Origin of the sequence: Cupriavidus pampae (assembly GCF_914271485.1) — a bacterium.
GTDB lineage: Bacteria > Pseudomonadota > Gammaproteobacteria > Burkholderiales > Burkholderiaceae > Cupriavidus > Cupriavidus pampae.
This window is the reverse complement of the sequence record NZ_CAJZAG010000013.1, coordinates 123,310-140,495: the sequence shown is the minus strand read 5'-3', so window position 1 is coordinate 140,495 and position 17,186 is coordinate 123,310. Positions and strand designations below refer to the sequence as shown.

Genomic DNA, 17,186 nt, shown 5'->3' with positions numbered 1-17,186 from the left:
AGGGCCGACCAGGGAGGCCGGCCCGATTTTGAATCGCTGCCACTTGACGCTACGCTCGCTACGAACGTAGCGAGAGCCAGATCGCCTTCGGTTCCGTGAAGTTCTCGATGGCGGCGTCTCCGTGCTCGCGCCCCAGGCCCGAGTCGCCCGAGCCGCCCCATGGCAGGCGCACGTCCGTATAGCCGTAGGTATTGATCCATACCGTGCCCGCGCGCAACTCGCCCGCGATCTTGTGCACGCGGCCGATATCGCGGCTCCACACGCCCGCCGCCAGACTGAACGCGGTGCCGTTGGCAATGCGCACCGCGTCGTCCTCGTCGTCGAACGGAATCACGCTCGCCACCGGGCCGAAGATCTCTTCCTGCGAGATGCGCATCTCATGCTCGACGTTGGCGAACACGGTCGGCGCGACATAGAAGCCGCGCTCGCCGATGCGGGTGCCGCCCGCCACCGCGCTCGCGCCTTCGCGCTTGCCGATCTCCACATAGTCGAGCACTGTCTTCATCTGCGCGGCGGACACCACCGGACCCATGGTCGTTCCAGGCGCGGCGGGGTCACCGACACGAATCGCTTTGGCACGCGCGGTGAGTCGATCGACCACTTCGTCGTAGACCGGACGCTGCACCAGAATGCGCGAGCCCGCCGAGCACACCTGTCCCGCATTGAAGAAGATGCCCGACGCCGCCGCGCGCGTCGCAGCTTCGATGTCGGCATCGGCAAAGATGACGTTGGCCGATTTGCCGCCGAGCTCGAGCGTGACGCGTTTGAAGTTGGCCGCCGCGCCCTGCATGATGCCGCGGCCGACGCTCGGCGAGCCGGTGAAGGTCACCTTGTCGATGCCCGGATGCGCAACCAGCGCGTTGCCCACCACGCTGCCCTTGCCCGTGACGATATTGAGCACACCCGGCGGCACGCCCGCCTCAAGCGCCAGTTCGCCAATACGCAATGCGCTCAGCGGGGTGATCTCGGCCGGCTTGACGATCAGCGTGCAACCGCACGCCAGCGCCGGCGCCATCTTCCACATGCCGATCATCAGCGGGAAATTCCACGGCACGATCGCCGCCACCACGCCCACCGGTTCGCGCACGGTGTACGTCAGCGCGTCGGGGCGCGTGGGTACGACCTGTCCGTTGATCTTGTCGCACCAGCCCGCGTAATAACGCACGGTGTCGATCACGGCCGGCACGTCCTGCCGGCGTACGCTCGCGAGCGGCTTGCCGCCGTCGAGGCTCTCCAGCGCAATCAGCTCTTCGGTGTGGGCTTCGAGCAGATCCGCAAAACGATAGAGGATGCGGCCACGTGTGGCGGCCCGCATGCCGCTCCACCCCTTGAGCGCGCGCCGCGCGGCTTGCACCGCGCGCTCCACGTCTTCGGCGGTGCCCTGTGCCACGCGGGCAATTGGCGTTTCATCGGCGGGATTGATATCGGTGGAATAGTCACCACCGCCCGGCGGCACGCGCTTGCCGTCGATCAGCAGATCGTGCTTGGGCAGATCCATGGTCAGTCTCCTCGCTGCAAGTGGTTGCAGTGTCCGTCCGAGACCTGACCTAAGTCCAATTAATATAAGCGATCAATTAATAAGTTGAACGCATGGATCGTGCTGATCCTTATTGTTCCGTGCCGATCCATTCAGACTCGCGTAGCAGCGTGCTCATCGCCGCGTGGAGTTCGCCAGGGACCACCGGCTTGTGCAGCAGCGCGGTGCCGGCGGCATGGGCATGGCGCAGCCGGTCGGCGGCGGTATCGCCGGTGATGATGATCGCCGGCAGCGATTGCCCCAGGCGCATGCGAATCGCCTCGAGCGCTTCCTGACCTGTGCGATGGCCGCGCAAACGGTAATCGGCGAGGATCAGGTCTGGCGTAAAACGATCGAGCGCGGCCAGCGCCTCTTCCTCGGACTCGGCGGTATGGCACGCGCAATGCCAGACGCCGAGCAACCCGGACATCGCTTCGCGAATCGCGGCGTCATCGTCGATGACTAGCACGCGCAGGCCGTCGAGTCGCATGGCCGACTTCGGCGTGGCGCTATCCTCGGGCGCGATCCACGCAAGCGGCAGGCGCAGACGGAACACTGAACCGCGATGCGGCCGCGACGACATCGATACGCGCGTTTGCATCGCGCGCGCGAGACCATCGACAATCGCCAGGCCGAGACCGAGCCCCTTGCGTTGATCGCGCTCGGGATTGCCCAGTTGGTGGAATTCGCGAAAGATCTCGCGATGCTGCGCCATTGGAATGCCGATGCCGGTATCCCAGATTTCGATCGAAGCATGGAAACGGCGCGTGCGACAGACCACGAGCACACCACCGGTGCGCGTGTAGCGGATGGCGTTGGCGATCAGGTTGCGCAGGATCAGTTCGATCAGCGTCGGATCGCCGAACAGCGTGGCCGTGGTGTCACGCGTGCGATAGACCAGCCCGCGTTCGTCGGCCTGTGGCGCGAATTCGTTCTCGAGCTTATGCAGCAGAGGTTGCAGCCGAAACGGCCGCGGCCGCGGCGTGATCACGCCGGCCTCGAGCTTGGAGAAGTCGAGCAGCGTGTTCAGCATCTCGCGCGCGGCACCGGACGAGGCCTCGATATGCGCGAGCAACTGACGCTGATGATCGTCGAGCGACGTGCGTGCCAGCGAAATCAGGAACAGGCCCAGCGCATGCAGCGGCTGGCGCAGATCATGACTGGCCGAGGCGAGGAATACCGACTTCGCACGATTGGCCTGCTCGGCATCGCGTTGCAACTGGCCCGCGCGCGAGGTCTGCTCGCGCAGTTGCGCGATCAGCTCGACGTTCTCGAAGCGCAGCGCAATCGCATGGCGTGCCACGCGCGCGTAGTTGCGCGCGAAGATGATCAACACGATCAGGTACAGCGGCGTGGCCAGGAACATCGGCAGATACGCCACATCGCCGGTCATCAGGAACACGATCCATACCGGCAGGATGGCCGGCACGAAGAAGGCCATCGCCGCGGGCAGGCACGCGGAGAACACCGCGAGCGCGGCCGCGCTCATGCCCGCGATCAGCGACAGCACGCAGATCACGACGGCGGGGGAGCGGATATCGAGGTACAGCCAGGCCACCAGGCCCCATAACCCGCCGATCACGACCAGCATCGCGGTGAGGCAGCGCGCATAGGTGCGCGCATTGCTCTCGCTGAGTCGATGCGGAATCGCATAGCGGCCGAAATAGGTGATGGTGCAGAGCAGGACCATCAGGCCAGCCCACGGCAACGCTCCCGGATGGCCACCGGTAATCGTCAGACCGCTGGCGAGGAAAATCGCGGCCAGCGAACAACCGAGCATCGCGATGCCAAAGCTCTGGTCGATCAGCTCCATCTGCGCGGCCAGCAGTCGAGGTTCGTCGAAGTGCGGGAGCAGGGAGCGCAGGGTTGGCATCGAGGTGACCCGTGGCCGGTGCGGCGGCGACTAGCGCTGCGCCTGCACGAGTCCGCGGCGCTGGGCCTCGAGGATGGCCTCGACGCGGCTGACCACGCCGAGGTGATCCAGTATCGCGGCCACGTGCACGCGCACCGTGTTCTCCGACAGGCCGAGATGATGCGCGATGACCTTGTTGGACCGGCCCATATTGAGCTGGCTCAGGACCTCGAGCTGGCGTGCCGTCAGCGGGCTCTGCTTGTACGTGGGGCCATCCGTATCGGGGCAACCGCCGGTGGGATGAAAATGCGTGCCGCCGGACAGGCAGCAACCGATCGCTTCCTCGATCTCGCGCGCGTCGGCGGACTTCGGCAGAAAGCCTGCGATGTCCTTGCGGACTTCCTGCGGAATGGTCTCGAGGCCGGAGGTACCGGAGACGATCAGGATGCGTGCCGAGAGGAAATGTCGGCGCAGCACCTTGATGCCTTCGATCCCGTTGAGGCCCGGCATCTGGACATCGAGCAACAGGATGTCGATGTCCTGATCGGCATGCTGCTGCACGGCGTCCATCACCGAGCCGGACTCGAGGATCGACGCCACGTGCGGACTATCGGCGAGCAGCAACCGCAGTCCCGTGCGGAACAGCGTGTGGTCATCGATAAGCAGTAGGCGGGCGCGCGGCATGAGAAGTGCAGAGAGGCTGACACCAGATTTGACTTCATTCCCGCCGGAAAGTCCATGCGAACACCGGCGAGTCTTCAGGCTAGTCCGGAAAGATTATTGGCGATGAGGGGCCAAAGTGTCACGATGCGGCCGTGGACGAATTCCGCGACTTGTCCATACCACTTCAAATACCCACTCCACCCGGCTGTGGGTATTTTTTTGGGCGAGCATGTCGTTTTGCTTTCGTTTTAGGTTCGCTCGCTTTCGCCTCCCATTCTCTCCGATTCGCTTCCCATTGCATACACCCGTTTAGCGCGGCACCTCGAGTGCGCCCGCGGTGATGTCCCACGTCCGCTCGCCGAGGAACCAGCGCGCGGCATGTTCGCCATGCAACGTGCGGCGTTCGCCGGACACGCGTACCCAGTCGCCTTCGGGTAGACCCAGCACCGGCATCTCCGGTGAGAGCACCGTGAACTCGGCCAGGCGCTGATCGCGCGTTTCGCCGCGGAAGCCCGCCACCACCAGGTTGAAGTAATGGCAGTTGAACTGGAACGGCATCAGGCCAAGCGAGTCCAGGCCGCCCGGATCGACGATCGGCATGTCGTTGGTGGTGCGGATGGTCGGCGAGGTGATGACCGAACCAGCGCTCCAGCCGACGTAGCGGGTGGCACCCGCGCGCACGCGCTGTGCGATCGGTTCCAGCAGCTGTTGTTCGCGCAGGCATTTGAGCAGACGGAACGTGTTGCCGCCGCCGACGATGATCAGCGTGGCCGCGTCGATGGCCGCGCGCGCATCGGCTTCGCGATGCAGCCCGCGCACCGCGATACCCACGGGAGCAAGCGCATCGCGGACCTGCGCGGTGTAGTCGTCCCAGTCGCGCGTCACGCCGGCATAGGGCACGAACAGCGCGTCCTGGCGGCCGTCGGCCAGTTCGAGAATGGCGTCGAGAGCGGGGACGAGGTAGCCGTCGTCGCTGGTCGAGTTGCTGAGGAGCAGGAGTTCCATGAAAAGAGGCGGGCTCCGCGTTCCGTCATGCGGAATCACGGTCTGTAGCCAGGATGCTTGAACAAGCCCGAGATGTTATCGCAAAGGCCGCTCGACGGGCGTGCGGCGTGGGCGGACTCAGTCGATCAGCTTGCCATCGGCATCGAAGAACGGATGCAGCGCGCCAAAGTCGCCGCTGGCGGCCGCATGTGTGACCAGCCCGTGCAGCGGGTGCCACCAGTGCAGCAGATAGCCCGGCGGTTCCATGCGGAAGCGCGAGGCCGCATCCGGGTCCAGATCGAGCGCGACCTGATGCGCGGGGCCTGGCGCGGTCATCGCGATGGTGCCGCCGAAGCGGCGCGCGATATGGCGATGCAGATGGCCGCAGATCACGCGTTCCACCTGTGGATGGCGCGCGATGACGGCTTCCAGCAGGTCGCTGTTCTCGAGCCCTTGCGCATCCATATGGCCGATGCCGGTATGGAACGGCGGATGGTGAAGCATCACCAGCGTCGGTCGTCCGGGCTGCGCCGCGAGCGTGCGATCGAGCCAGGCCGCGCCTTCGGGCAGCACGCGGCCGTGCGGCTTGTACGGAACCGTGCAGTCGAACGAGACCAGCCGCAGCGGGCCGGCGTCGGCGGTGAAGTGCACGGGCGCATCGCCGTTGCCATGCATGTTCAGGTAGTCGTGGTCGGCAAACACGCGGCGCAGCGTGGCGCGATGATCGTGATTGCCGGGCATCAGCCAGTACGGCATGGGCAGGCGCGCGAGGATGTCACGCAGAAAGCGGTATTCGTCCTCGCTGCCGAAGTCGACGAGATCGCCGGTGATGACCACCGCGTCGGCGCGCTGCGGCGCCGCCAGCAGCGAATCGATGCAGCGGTGGAGCGCCCCGGCGGTGTCGACCATGCGATAGGACAGCTTGCCGCCGGCCTTGATATGGAGGTCGGTGATCTGCGCCAGCAAGTACGGCGCGGCTTGGTTGAGAGATGCGGACATGCGGGGTTCTTTTACGCTGCCTTGGGCAGGGCAATCAGGTGACTGGTATCGATGCGCAGGCCGACGCGCTGGCCGGGTTGCCAGCCATCGCGGCGCGAGGTATCGGCGATCAGCGGCGCACCGGCGCCCACGTCGACGAGCAGGCGCGTGTGGTTGCCGAGGAACAGCGCGGTGATCACGCTGCCCTGCAGGTGGGCATCGTCGGGATGCACGAGCGCGATGTCCTCGGGGCGGAACATCAGATCGGCCCTGCTGTTGGAGGATATGTTGGAGGGTATGTTGGCGGCGGTGTCAGAAGCCGCCATCGGCACCGCACCGCCCGGCACGCGCCAGAGGTTGCCCTCGGCTGCGGCAGGCAGATGGTTCATGGTGCCGATAAAGTCCGCGACAAACGCGTTGGCGGGCGCGCGATAGATATCCTGCGGCGTGCCCGACTGGGCGATGCAACCCTTGTCCATCACGATGATGCGATCGCCGAGCGCCATCGCCTCTGCCTGATCGTGCGTGACGTAGATCGCGGTGATATGGAGGCTGCGCAGCAATTGATTGATATCGGCGCGCAACGCGTCGCGCAGCTTGGCGTCGAGCGCGGTGAGCGGTTCGTCGAGCAGCAGCACACGCGGTTGCACGGCGATGGCGCGTGCAAGTGCCACACGCTGGCGCTGGCCACCCGACAGTTGGTCGATGCGACGATCGGCCAGGGCCTCCAGATGCATCATCCCGAGCATGTCGTCGATGCGGCGTTTACGCGTGGCGGAGTCGATCTTGCGTACACGGAGGCCGTAGCCGATGTTCCCGGCGACGGTCATGTTCGGAAACAGCGCGTAACTCTGGAACACCATGCCGACGCCGCGGCGTTCGATCGGCAGGTCGGTCACGCGATGGTCGCCAAACCAGACCTCGCCGCCGGCATCGGGTTGTTCCAACCCGGCAATGATGCGCAGCGTCGTCGTTTTGCCGCAGCCCGAGGGCCCAAGCAGCACCACGGTTTCGGCCGCGCCGATATCGAGGTCGAGCGGATGCAGCGCGCGCGTGCCGTCGGCAAAGGTCTTGGCGCACTGGCGCAGGCGGATGGTCGTGGGTTCATGCATGGCGGGTCTCAGCGTTTTCGTCCGCGTTATGGTTCGCGTGATGGTTCACCGCGCTCGTCGCAAGCGGTGTCATGGCGGCGGATGCGGTCACAGGTTCGGTAGCGGGTTCGGCAAGATGACGGCGCGCGCGGGCGCCGGCCGCGCTCATCATCTGCATGACGACCAGCAGCGGAATGATCATGCCGAAGAAGATGATGGTGTAGGCCGAACCGATCTCGAGGCGCATCGAGGCGTAGCTGTCGGCAAGGCCTACCGGCAATGTCTTGGTGGTCGGGGTATGCAGCATCCAGGTCAGGTTGAATTCACCGACCGAGAGCGTGACGACCATCAGGGCGCCCGCGAGAATGCCCTGGCGGCAGTTCGGCAGCACCACCGTGAAGAAGCGTTGCAGGCGGGTAGCGCCGAGGCTGGCGGCCGCATCTTCGAGCGTGCGGATATCGATCGCCGAGAGGATCGCCAGCACCGAGCGCACCATGAACGGCAGCGTGAACAGTACGTGCCCGATCAGGATGAACACCCAGCTCGTGCGCAGTCCCTGCCAGCCGCCATAGAGCAGGATGAGCCCGAGCGCGGTGGCCAGGCCCGGCACCGCGACCGGCAGCATCAGCAGTTCCTCGATCACGCGCGTCAGGCGATTGCGCCGCAGGGCCATGTAGTACGCGGCGGGTACGCCGAGCACGAGTGTGCAGGCCAGGCAGACCAGCGCGATACCGAGCGAGAGGAAGATGGTGTCGCGATAGAGCGACCAGACTTCGACCAGCCAGCGTGTGGTAAGGCCGCTCGAGAGCCCGATAAAGATATTGTTGGTCAGGCCCGCGAGGACCGACATCACGACGGGAATCGTCATGAACAGGCACAACACGAGCGTCAGCGCGAGTTGCATCCAGTATTGCGTGGAGCGACGGGGGGTTGCCATGGGTCGTCTCCTCAGGCCGTGGCGGCGACCGCGTCGCCGGAGAACCAGCGCGCCACCGTGAGCAGCGCCCACGTGACCACGCCCAGCACGATCGACAGCGCGGCGGCCATGCCGAAGTTGGCGTAGTTGGTGAACTCGTTGTAGATCGTCAGCGGCAGCACGTCGAGCTGCGTGGCCAGTGTGAACGCGGTGCCGAACGCGCCCATGCTGGTGGCGAAGCAGATGGCGCCGCTCGACAGCATGGCGGGCATCAGCGCGGGCAGCATCACGTCACGCACCACGCGCCATGGGCCCGCGCCGAGCGAGCGCGCGGCTTCTTCGAGCGAGGCGTCGAGTTTTTCGACCGCGGCCATCACCGTCAGAATCACGCGCGGAATCGAGAAATACAGGTAGCCGACGAACAGGCCGGCGAGGCCATAGGCAAAGGTCCAGCGTTCGCCCGCCAGCGCGTCGCCGATGGTGGCGAGCAGGCCATTGCGGCCGCCGAGCATGATTACCATAAAGCCGATCACGACACCGGGGAACGCGAGCGGGAACGTCAGCATGGCGACGAGGATGGCTTTGCCGGGCACGGTGTGGCGCTGCAGAAAGGTGCCGGCCACGCCGGCGATCGCGAGCGTGACGAGGGTCACGGAGGCGGACAGCAGCACGGTCACCATCAGGCTATGCAGATAGCGCGGGCTGGTCAGCACGATCCAGTAGACCGAGGCGCCGTCCTGGCCGGTGAGACTGACCGCGATCAGTCGCGCCATCGGCAGGCAGAAGAACGCGAGGAAGACCACGAGGGCCGGCATCGCGAACAGGAATAAGGTACGGGAACGCTGAGTCATGGCAGTGACTTTGGGGCGCCTCTCCCCGACAAGGAGAGAGGCGCGGGATAAAGCGTGAGGTAAGGCGCGGGGGTGGGGCTTATCGAACTTCCTTCAGGTACTGCTCGCTGAATGCCTTCTGCACGTCGGCCATCTTGCCGAAGTCGACCGGCTTGGCGCGCGCGTAGTCGGCGGCGGGCAGGAAGCGCGCGGCGACGTCCTTGGGCACCGCGGCGCTGGCGCGTACCGGGCGCAGATACGCGTTGGCCCACAGTGCCTGGCCGGCGTCGGACAGCACGAAGTCCAGCACCTTCTTGCCTTCGGCTTCATGCGGTGCCTTGTTGACCAGGCTCATCACGTACGGCACCACGAGCGTGCCTTCCTTCGGAATCACGAAGGCGACGTTGGCCTGATCCTTGTAGCGGGCGCGGTAGGCGTTGAAGTCGTAGTCCAGCAGGATGGGGATCTCACCCGACAGCACGCGCGCATACGCGGTCTGCTTCGGCACGATCGGCTGGTTCTTCTGCAGGTCCTTGAAGAACTTGAACGCGGGACCGAAGTTGTCGAGCGTGCCGCCCATGGCCTGGTTCACCGCGACGGCACCGACGTAGCCGACGAACGCGCTGGCCGGGTCGAGATAACCGATCAGGCCCTTGTACTCGGGCTTGAGCAGATCCGCCCACGACTGCGGTACGGGCTTGCCGCGCAGCGCGTCGACGTTGACCATGAAGCCGAGCGTGCCCGAATGGATCGCGAACCAGTTGCCCTGCGGATCCTTGAGGCCGTCGGGGATGTCTTCCCAGTGCGCGGGCTTGTACGGCGCGGTTACGCCGGCAGCCTTGGCCTGGATGCCGAAGGTCACGCCGAGGTAGGTCACATCGGCGACCGGGCTGGCCTTTTCCGCGACGAGCTGAGCCAGCGACTGGCCCGAGTTCTTGTTGTCGAGCGGGACCGTGACGCCGGTCTTTTCCTTGATGGCGCGAATTTGCGCGGCCCAGTCGGCCCATTCGGGCGGGCAGTTGTAGCAGATGGCCGTCTGCGCGGCGACGCCCTGGCTGAAGGCGGCGGCGGTCAGCGCCATGGCGAGCCAGCGCAGCGGGCGTTGCCAGGAGGACTTGGTAGACATGGGAAGCTCCCTCGGTTGAGTGGTTAGGGCAGGTTGGTCGTGGTGTCTGGGGGGGCGGCCACGGTGCCGGTCACGCGCAGGCCATGGGGCAGCAGCGTGACGGGGGCGGCCGTGCGGCCGGCGACGGTATGCAGGCGGGCCAGCAGGTGCTTGACCGCCTGCGTGCCGATATCGGCGTTGGGCTGCACGACGGTGGCCAGCGGCGGTTCGACGAGCGCGCCGAGCGCGATGCCGTCGTAGCCGAGCACCGAGACATCGCGCGGCACGCGCAGGCCCAGCCGTTTGAGTTCGGAGATCAGGCCGATGGCCAGCAGATCATTGGTGCAGAAGAACGCGGTGGGCGCTGCCGGCGCGCGCATCAGGGCGCCAATCTGCGCGCCGGCATGCACGGCGGGGCTGGCGATATGCGAGGGCAGGTTGACCGCTGGCAGCGGTTGCAGACCATGCGCATGCATCGCGTCCTCGTAGCCGGCATAGCGCTGCCGCGCGCGGTCGGAGGCCATGAATGCGCCCGAGACCACGGCAATGCGCTGGTGTCCGGCCGCGATCAGCGCGCGCACGCCCTCGCTGGCGCTGGTGCGGTTGTCGACGGAAACCGAGTGGCGCATGCCATCTTCGGCGGCCTGGTTATAGGCCAGCACGTAGGGCACACCTTCCGCGTCGAGCTGATCGAGCACCGCGCTGCGCGTGGCGTCGGCCACGGTCAGCACAAGGCCGTCGACGCGATGGCGCAGCAGATATTCGACGCGCTCGCGTTCGCGCTCGGCTTCGTAGCCGCTGGTGACCAGCATCAGCGAGTAGCCTTCGGCCATGGCAGCTTGCTCGATGCCATGCCAGCATTCGGCGAACACGGCGTTTTCCAGCGTGGGCAACATCACGCCGAGGATGCGGGTCTGTTGCGAGCGCAGCTTGGCGCCGAGCAGGTTGGGGCGGAAACTCAGGCGCTGCGCGGCCTCGCGCACGCGTCGGGCGGTGGACTCACGCACCAGTTGCGGGTGGCTGAAGACGCGGGATGCGGTGGCCAGCGAGACCCGCGCGGCCTCGGCCACGTCGGCCAGCGTCACATGGCTTTCGCCTGCGGGGCGCGACGTGGGCGACACAGAGGACGCAGAGGTCGACGGAGGTTGCGTGGGGTCAGTGGTCACGTGGGTCCGATGCCAATGAAATCGTTTTCATTCAAGCCCCGAAAAATCAGGCGTCAAGGAATTCCTGTGCTGCAATGCGTAAATCGCGGCTCGGCCCTGCGCCTGTTTTCTGGTTGAAGCGGATTGTGGTGGCGTTATGTGACAGTGCTATGACGGCTGGCGAGGCCGCCACCGGGTGTTTGTTGCGATGCCGCATGGAAGGTTTGGGCGTGTCGCTGCGCCGATCGTGCGAACTTCGTGCCGCGCTTATGCGCGATATGAGTGACGAAATCAGGTTTACCCCCCACCCGAGGGATGAAGTCGCGTGGGCGGAAGGCCGATAGCCTACAGTGGGAGTGGCATTTGTCCACCGCCGATCCATGTCCAGTACGGATGCAAGACTTCTCGCGAGCCCTCATGCCCAGCATTGCGGAATGTCTGGAACAACAACGCCTGCGGCCCGTATTTCAGCCGATCGGCTCGCTGTCTACCGGCGAGGTGCTTGGCTATGAGGCGTTGATTCGCGGCCCGGCCGGTACGCCGCTCGAGAGCCCGTTGGCGCTATTTCGCGAAGCCGCGCGGGCTGGCTGCCTGGTGCGGCTGGAACGACTGGCGTCGCGCATTTCGATCGCCGCGTTTATGCGGGCGCGGTTGCCAGGCAAGCTATTCATCAACTACAGCGCCGATTCGATCCGTGAGATCGATGCCAGCCGTCATGAGGTGCGGGCGTTCCTGGACAGTCAGGGGATGCCCTCCACGCGCATCGTGGTGGAGCTGACCGAGCAGGCGCCATTGGGCCCGCTCGACACGCTGGCCAGCGCCATTGCGAGTATTCGCAGCCGCGGGGTGCAATTTGCGCTCGATGACTATGGCACGGGGCACGCGAATCTTGGGCAGTGGATTGCGCTGAAGCCCGATTACATCAAGGTGGCGCGTGAGGTCGTGGATGGGGCCGCGGAATCGCCGTTCAAGCTCGAGGCGCTGCGGGCCTTGCGGCGGCTGGCGACGCTTAGCCATACGGCGCTGATTGCGGAGGGGATCGAGAGCGAGGCCGATTTGCTCGCCTGCCGCGATATTGGATTCGATCTTGCGCAGGGTTATCTGCTGGCGCGGCCTACCGATGAGCCACCGTTGACGTTGTCCGAGGCGTCGCTGCGGGCGCTGCGGTTGCGCCCGATTGCGGTGTTGCCCGGCGAAGCGGTCCCCGAGCCGCCGTCGGCGCCTTGCCGGGCGCGGACGGGTTGATCAGAGGCTGGCGGCGCCTTCTGGGTGCGAGGCGGCTTCTGTCGGTGCAGCGGCCGGTGGCGTCGGTGCGGTGTCCGAGGCGGGCACGGCTTCAACCACCTCGCTGATGTCCGGCGCGCTCGGCGGGTCCACCGCGACGTTGGAGGCCGGGGCGGGCGGTGGCATCGCGTCGGCTTCGGTGTCCGGCAGCACCGGCCGCCGTGGGCTGGGGCGCGGCGCCTGCGGCGTGTCTTCCTTCGTACCAGACCGCGACGCGAACAAGCGTTGGAACCACCCACGCACCTGTCCGGTCATCGACGAGAACCAGCCCGTGTCCTCAGGCTCGGCAAAGCGCGCGCGCCCGTCGATGGCGCGGGCGCGTAGGGCGCGCTGGTAGAAATCCCCGACGATCGGCAGCGCGCTGCGCGCGCCCTGACCCCAGTAATCGCTGCGCAGCGTTACGCGGCTATCGTTGAAGCCCACCCATGCCCCCGCCACCAGTTGCGGATGCATCAGGATGAACCAGCCATCCGCATTGTCCTGTGTGGTGCCAGTCTTGCCGGCCACATCGGCGCGAATGCCGTAGCGCGTCCGAATCGCCGTGCCGGTACCACGGTCGATCACGTCACGCATCACGTCGAGCAGCGTAGCCGTAGCGGTGGCCGACAGCGCGCGTTCGGGGCGTGGAGCGCGGAATTGCGCAAGCACGTTGCCCTCGCTGTCCTCGATACGCGTGACCATCGACGGCGCCACGTATTGGCCGCCATTGGCGATGGTGCCGTACGCGCTGACCATCTCCTTGAGCGTCACCGGACTCGTGCCCAGCGCCAGCGAGGGCACCGCATCCAGATGACTGTCACGCACGCCCATCGCGCGAGCGAGGCGGGCCACGCGATCCGGTCCCACCCGTTGCACCAGTTGCGCCGTAATCGTGTTCTTCGAGTACACCAGCCCATCGCGCAGGCTCATCGGCCGGCCCGTCGGCGCCGACTCGTCGGTCGGCCGCCAGATCTCGCCACCGGCCAGCGTCATCTCCACCGGCTGGTCCACGAGCGTATCGTCGGGCGTCTCGCCGGCGGCAAACGCCGCGCCGTAGACAAACGGCTTGAACGTGGAGCCCGGCTGTCGCCGCGCCTGCTGCACGTGATCGAATGCATCGACCGTAAAGTCGCGGCTGCCCACCCACGCGCGAATCGCACCAGTATTCGGCTCGATCGCCAGAAACCCGGCCTGCACACGCGTCTTTTGCTGGCGTAACGCCTGCATGAATGCGTTGTCCGCGAGCAGGCGCTTGAGCACCGCATCCTCGGGCTGGCCCGCTGCCACGGCCGTGCGGAACTCGGTCGACTCCCGCACGAACGATTGCACCAGCGCGCGATTCTCGCCCCAGCCCGCGCGCGGTCCCCACGCGGCATTGGCGATCGATTGCAGTTGATTGCCCTGATGCGCCACCGCCTGCGTGGCCAGCGTCTGCAGCCGCGCATCGATCGTCGTATGGACGACGAGTCCGTCCGTATACAGGTTGTAGTCGTTGCGATCGGCCCATGCGATCAGCCATTTGCGCAGTTGCTGTGCAAAGTGTGGCGCGGGCCCGGGTGCTTCGATCTGACGCTCGAAGTCGATCCGCAACGGCCGTCGCTTGAGCGCATCGAGCTTCGACGCCTCGAGCCGTCCACGCTTGACCATCTGTGCCAGCACGATATTGCGGCGGTCGAGCGCGCGCTCGGGATTCAGCACCGGGTTGTAATAGCTGTTGCCCTTGAGCATGCCGATCAGCGTGGCGGCCTCGAGTACATCGAGCTTGCCCGCCGGTTTGTCGAAGTACGTACGCGCGGCCATTTCGATGCCGAAGGCGTTGTACAGAAACGGCACCGTGTTCAGGTACGTTTCCAGGATTTCGTCCTTCGAATAGAGCGCCTCGATCTTGAACGCGGTAATCGCTTCCTTGAGCTTGCGCGTCATCGTCGGCGCACGGCCGATCTCATCGGGGTAGCGATTGCGCGCGAGCTGCTGCGTGATGGTGGATCCGCCCTGGCGATCGCCGGAGAAGGTATGCAGCGCGGCCGAAGCCGTGCGCCGCCAATCGAGCCCGTGATGGTCGTAGAAGCGATGGTCCTCGGTAGCGATCAGCGCATTGACGACATTGGGCGAGATATCGGCCAGCTTGACCCAGTCCCGATTGGCCCAGCGGTAGACGGCAATCTCCTTGCCATCCTCGGACAACACGCGCGCGGGCTGCTCGGACTTGGCCTTGCGGATGTCGCTGATTCCCGGCGTAAACGGAAGGAGCACCAGCACATAGAGCAGGAATGCCGCCGGCACTGCTGCACCGGCGAGCATGATGCCACGCCGGGTGGGGCGGAAATGGAGCCCAACTGCGGGAAGACGCAGGCGCTGAAGGAACGCAAAGCGGGACAAAGCAACGGTCTTGAACTGATCCAGGCGCATGTGCTGGCTGGCGCCCGCGCGCGTGGAAAACCCCCGCTCGCATCATGCCGCCGAAAAGAAAACCCCGAATCCTACCAAATCGCCGGTCACGATTTATCGCAATTAGGAGTTTCCAGCGCAGTTTGTGTCGCATATGCCTCGTTTGGGGGGTAATCCGGCGCCTTCATCGACACATCGCTTTCACAAACGTTTGTAACAATCCGCCCGTCCCTCATACATGTGGTCCCGCGCGGGCACCGGCTTCGGCCGCTGCGAGCCCCGCGTGCAGGACCCGGACCCAGGGTCACTCCTCGTATTAACAGAATGAGAAATCCAGTGAAGAAAGCTCTCCTTGCTCTGACGGCCGCAGCGGGTACCTGCGCCATTTCCGGTGGTGCCCTGGCACAGTCGGCCACCAATGTGACGTTGTACGGCATTGCCGATGCAGGCGTGGAAGTCGCGACCCACGTGCCCGGCGGCAATGGCAAGACCGTGGCCCGTGTGACCTCCGGCAACATGTCGGGCTCGCGCTGGGGTCTGCGCGGTACCGAAGATCTGGGCGGTGGTCTGAAGGCCATCTTCCAGCTCGAGTCCGGCTTCGATATCGACACCGGCGTGTCGGGCCAGGGTGGCCGTCTGTTCGGCCGTCAGGCTTTCGTCGGCCTGCAAGGCACGTTCGGCGCCGTTACGCTCGGCCGCCAGCAGAACGCGCTGTACGACCTGTTCGGTGCTTATGACCCGATGGGCGTGGGCCCGCGCTACTCGCTGAACTCGGTTGACTCGCAGTTCAACGGCCGTGCCGACAACGCTATCAAGTACACGGGCAAGTTCGGCGGCCTGACCGGCACGGGCTTCTACAGCACGGGCCGCGACAACAACGGCGAAATCCCGGGCAGCCCCAAGGCCGCGCGCAATTTCGGCGCTGGCCTGTCCTACGCCACGGGTCCGGCGTCGGTGGGCATCGCCTACGACCAGTTCCAGGGCGCGACCGCCGCGCTGTCCGACCGCTCGGCCAAGCGCCTGGCAGTTGGCGCTTCGTACGACTTCACGGTGGCCAAGGTGTTCGCCGGCTATCGCTGGATGCGTGACGACGGCACCGCGAGCGCAACGGCCGCGACCACGCGTAACAACGTGTACTGGCTCGGCGGTCTGTATCGCATTTCGCCGGCGCTGTCGCTGACCGGCTCGGCGTACTACACCGACACCCACAACAGCGGTGCGGATCCGTGGATGTTCGTGCTGTCGGCCGACTACGCGTTCTCGAAGCGTACCGATGCGTACGTGAACGTGGGTTACACCAAGAACAAGGACGGCTCGAGCCTGGGTCTGTCCGGCGCGGGTACCGCTGTGGCGGGTGCGAACCAGACCGGCGTGCTGGTGGGTCTGCGTCACCGCTTCTGATGACAGGCGCGCGGGGGCGGCGGCAACGTCCGCACCCGCGCGTGTTGGCATCGCAAACAAGCCGCACTCAAGCCGCACTCAAGCCGCCCCTAGGCGGCTTGTTTCGTTGTGGGGGGCGGTGTATGTGGCGTGGCGTTTGTAGGAGAAGGGCCGATGGCGGAACCAAAAGTCGCCTGCCTATACTTTCTACAAAGACGCCGATGAGCGCCGCTTGCCGACAACCGAACCCTGTGGGAGCGAAACCATGTCCAGATTTCTAGTGCTGTTGCTGGTCCCCGTTGCACTTGCCGGCTGCGTGTCCTTCAGCAGCAGCGATCCGCAACCGCCCAATCGCACGACTGTCGTCACGCCGCCAGCGGGCAGCAGCACCACGGTTTGCAGCCCCGGACCTTGCTAGCGTGATGCCGTGGCGGCACTGTCCGCCAGGGCGCGCACTTGTTTCATGACGCCGCTGGCGAACAGCACGGGCCCGTAGACCGGCACGCCCGCCGTGCGCAGGCCTTCCGCCGTCCACGTGTTGCAGGTATAGAAGCCTGCGTAGGTGGCCGTCGCGCCCAGGAACAATCCGCCTTCGTACGGACCTTCGCCGAGTTTGATGGGCGCGCCGGCGGCGTCCGTCTGCACCGACTTGACGAGGAACGCGCGCAGCCGCTGGAGTCCGTCGTTATCGATGCCCAATCGCACCACGTTGTCGGCGCCGAATGCCGCGGCGGGGGTGTCCCGCAATACCGTCAGCAGGATCGCACCGTCGCCCGGAATCAGGGCGGACAGCAAAGTCCACGCATCGCGTTGGCGCGATAGGACATAGCGCCGATCGCCAAAGCCGAAGCACAGGAAACGCGAGCCATCGTAGCCGGCCGCAAACGCCACGATGGCGGGTCCCGCATCGTCGGTGCGCACGCAGATATCGGTATGCCAGTCGCGCTCGACCACATCGATGGTGGTCGTGACCGGGCCCTGCGGTGCCGCCGCGGGGGCACCCGCGCAGCCCGCGATCGCGGCCACCAGCCCGCTGGCGACAACGAAATGAAGAGCCCGTGCCATGCCGCTGTTC

At 65.8% G+C, this 17,186-nt stretch carries 15 protein-coding genes; 3 read left to right on the top strand and 12 right to left on the bottom strand.

Annotated elements, in window-relative coordinates:
* Positions 1 to 58: 58 nt before the first annotated feature.
* The 10 genes from LDO41_RS28915 to LDO41_RS28870 form a co-directional block, all read right to left on the bottom strand.
* Entirely contained in the window at positions 59 to 1,498 is a 1,440-nt protein-coding gene (locus LDO41_RS28915) for an aldehyde dehydrogenase family protein (RefSeq protein ID WP_223994537.1), read from the bottom strand.
* Between the two features lie 109 nt (positions 1,499 to 1,607).
* Entirely contained in the window at positions 1,608 to 3,389 is a 1,782-nt protein-coding gene (locus LDO41_RS28910) for an ATP-binding response regulator (protein WP_223994536.1), read from the bottom strand.
* A 30-nt stretch (positions 3,390 to 3,419) separates the two neighbouring features.
* Positions 3,420 to 4,052 (bottom strand): response regulator transcription factor, encoded by a 633-nt coding sequence (locus tag LDO41_RS28905; protein ID WP_223994535.1) that lies wholly within the window; start codon positions 4,050 to 4,052, stop codon positions 3,420 to 3,422.
* 288 nt (positions 4,053 to 4,340) lie between these two features.
* Positions 4,341 to 5,036: a dipeptidase PepE gene (gene pepE, locus LDO41_RS28900; protein WP_223994534.1), complete on the bottom strand. Its 696-nt coding sequence runs from the start codon at positions 5,034 to 5,036 to the stop codon at positions 4,341 to 4,343.
* A gap of 117 nt (positions 5,037 to 5,153) precedes the next feature.
* Complete coding sequence (locus tag LDO41_RS28895; RefSeq protein ID WP_223994532.1) at positions 5,154 to 6,014, bottom strand: phosphodiesterase; 861 nt, start codon at positions 6,012 to 6,014, stop codon at positions 5,154 to 5,156.
* 11 nt (positions 6,015 to 6,025) lie between these two features.
* The gene (locus tag LDO41_RS28890) at positions 6,026 to 7,105 is read right to left on the bottom strand and encodes an ABC transporter ATP-binding protein (protein ID WP_223994530.1); all 1,080 of its coding nucleotides are present in this window, start codon (positions 7,103 to 7,105) and stop codon (positions 6,026 to 6,028) included.
* Entirely contained in the window at positions 7,098 to 8,021 is a 924-nt protein-coding gene (locus LDO41_RS28885; protein ID WP_223994529.1) for an ABC transporter permease, read from the bottom strand. The genes LDO41_RS28890 and LDO41_RS28885 overlap by 8 nt, the downstream gene beginning before the upstream one ends.
* An 11-nt stretch (positions 8,022 to 8,032) precedes the next feature.
* Positions 8,033 to 8,851: an ABC transporter permease gene (locus LDO41_RS28880; protein ID WP_223994528.1), complete on the bottom strand. Its 819-nt coding sequence runs from the start codon at positions 8,849 to 8,851 to the stop codon at positions 8,033 to 8,035.
* A gap of 79 nt (positions 8,852 to 8,930) precedes the next feature.
* Positions 8,931 to 9,956, bottom strand: a complete 1,026-nt coding sequence (locus LDO41_RS28875; protein WP_223994527.1) for an ABC transporter substrate-binding protein — start codon at positions 9,954 to 9,956, stop codon at positions 8,931 to 8,933.
* Positions 9,957 to 9,979: 23 nt separating this feature from the next.
* Positions 9,980 to 11,020, bottom strand: a complete 1,041-nt coding sequence (locus LDO41_RS28870) for a substrate-binding domain-containing protein (RefSeq protein ID WP_223994526.1) — start codon at positions 11,018 to 11,020, stop codon at positions 9,980 to 9,982.
* 477 nt (positions 11,021 to 11,497) lie between these two features.
* Here LDO41_RS28870 and LDO41_RS28865 point away from each other — a divergent pair, with 477 nt between their 5' ends.
* A complete protein-coding gene (locus tag LDO41_RS28865) occupies positions 11,498 to 12,325 on the top strand; it encodes an EAL domain-containing protein (RefSeq protein WP_223994525.1) in 828 nt (275 codons plus the stop codon).
* On the opposite strand, the gene LDO41_RS28860 is transcribed toward LDO41_RS28865, so the two are convergent.
* The gene (locus tag LDO41_RS28860; protein WP_223994524.1) at positions 12,326 to 14,644 is read right to left on the bottom strand and encodes a penicillin-binding protein 1A; all 2,319 of its coding nucleotides are present in this window, start codon (positions 14,642 to 14,644) and stop codon (positions 12,326 to 12,328) included. It abuts the gene before it with no gap.
* A 423-nt stretch (positions 14,645 to 15,067) separates the two neighbouring features.
* Between LDO41_RS28860 and LDO41_RS28855 the strand changes: the two genes are divergently transcribed.
* Entirely contained in the window at positions 15,068 to 16,132 is a 1,065-nt protein-coding gene (locus LDO41_RS28855) for a porin (protein ID WP_223994522.1), read from the top strand.
* A gap of 244 nt (positions 16,133 to 16,376) precedes the next feature.
* Positions 16,377 to 16,529, top strand: coding sequence for a hypothetical protein (locus LDO41_RS28850; protein WP_223994521.1), 153 nt, complete (start codon positions 16,377 to 16,379; stop codon positions 16,527 to 16,529).
* Here LDO41_RS28850 and LDO41_RS28845 read toward each other — a convergent pair.
* Entirely contained in the window at positions 16,526 to 17,176 is a 651-nt protein-coding gene (locus LDO41_RS28845) for a DUF2459 domain-containing protein (RefSeq protein ID WP_223994519.1), read from the bottom strand. The two genes, LDO41_RS28850 and LDO41_RS28845, sit on opposite strands and share 4 nt — an antisense overlap.
* Positions 17,177 to 17,186: the final 10 nt, after the last annotated feature.

What these genes read in the sequence shown, in the direction of transcription:
- LDO41_RS28915 (WP_223994537.1), bottom strand. Translation starts at nt 1,498, where the DNA reads ATGGATCTGCCCAAGCACGATCTGCTGATCGACGGCAAGCGCGTGCCG.
- LDO41_RS28910 (WP_223994536.1), bottom strand. Translation starts at nt 3,389, where the DNA reads ATGCCAACCCTGCGCTCCCTGCTCCCGCACTTCGACGAACCTCGACTG.
- LDO41_RS28905 (WP_223994535.1), bottom strand. Translation starts at nt 4,052, where the DNA reads ATGCCGCGCGCCCGCCTACTGCTTATCGATGACCACACGCTGTTCCGC.
- pepE (WP_223994534.1), bottom strand. Translation starts at nt 5,036, where the DNA reads ATGGAACTCCTGCTCCTCAGCAACTCGACCAGCGACGACGGCTACCTC.
- LDO41_RS28895 (WP_223994532.1), bottom strand. Translation starts at nt 6,014, where the DNA reads ATGTCCGCATCTCTCAACCAAGCCGCGCCGTACTTGCTGGCGCAGATC.
- LDO41_RS28890 (WP_223994530.1), bottom strand. Translation starts at nt 7,105, where the DNA reads ATGCATGAACCCACGACCATCCGCCTGCGCCAGTGCGCCAAGACCTTT.
- LDO41_RS28885 (WP_223994529.1), bottom strand. Translation starts at nt 8,021, where the DNA reads ATGGCAACCCCCCGTCGCTCCACGCAATACTGGATGCAACTCGCGCTG.
- LDO41_RS28880 (WP_223994528.1), bottom strand. Translation starts at nt 8,851, where the DNA reads ATGACTCAGCGTTCCCGTACCTTATTCCTGTTCGCGATGCCGGCCCTC.
- LDO41_RS28875 (WP_223994527.1), bottom strand. Translation starts at nt 9,956, where the DNA reads ATGTCTACCAAGTCCTCCTGGCAACGCCCGCTGCGCTGGCTCGCCATG.
- LDO41_RS28865 (WP_223994525.1), top strand. Translation starts at nt 11,498, where the DNA reads ATGCCCAGCATTGCGGAATGTCTGGAACAACAACGCCTGCGGCCCGTA.
- LDO41_RS28860 (WP_223994524.1), bottom strand. Translation starts at nt 14,644, where the DNA reads ATGCTCGCCGGTGCAGCAGTGCCGGCGGCATTCCTGCTCTATGTGCTG.
- LDO41_RS28850 (WP_223994521.1), top strand. Translation starts at nt 16,377, where the DNA reads ATGTCCAGATTTCTAGTGCTGTTGCTGGTCCCCGTTGCACTTGCCGGC.
- LDO41_RS28845 (WP_223994519.1), bottom strand. Translation starts at nt 17,176, where the DNA reads ATGGCACGGGCTCTTCATTTCGTTGTCGCCAGCGGGCTGGTGGCCGCG.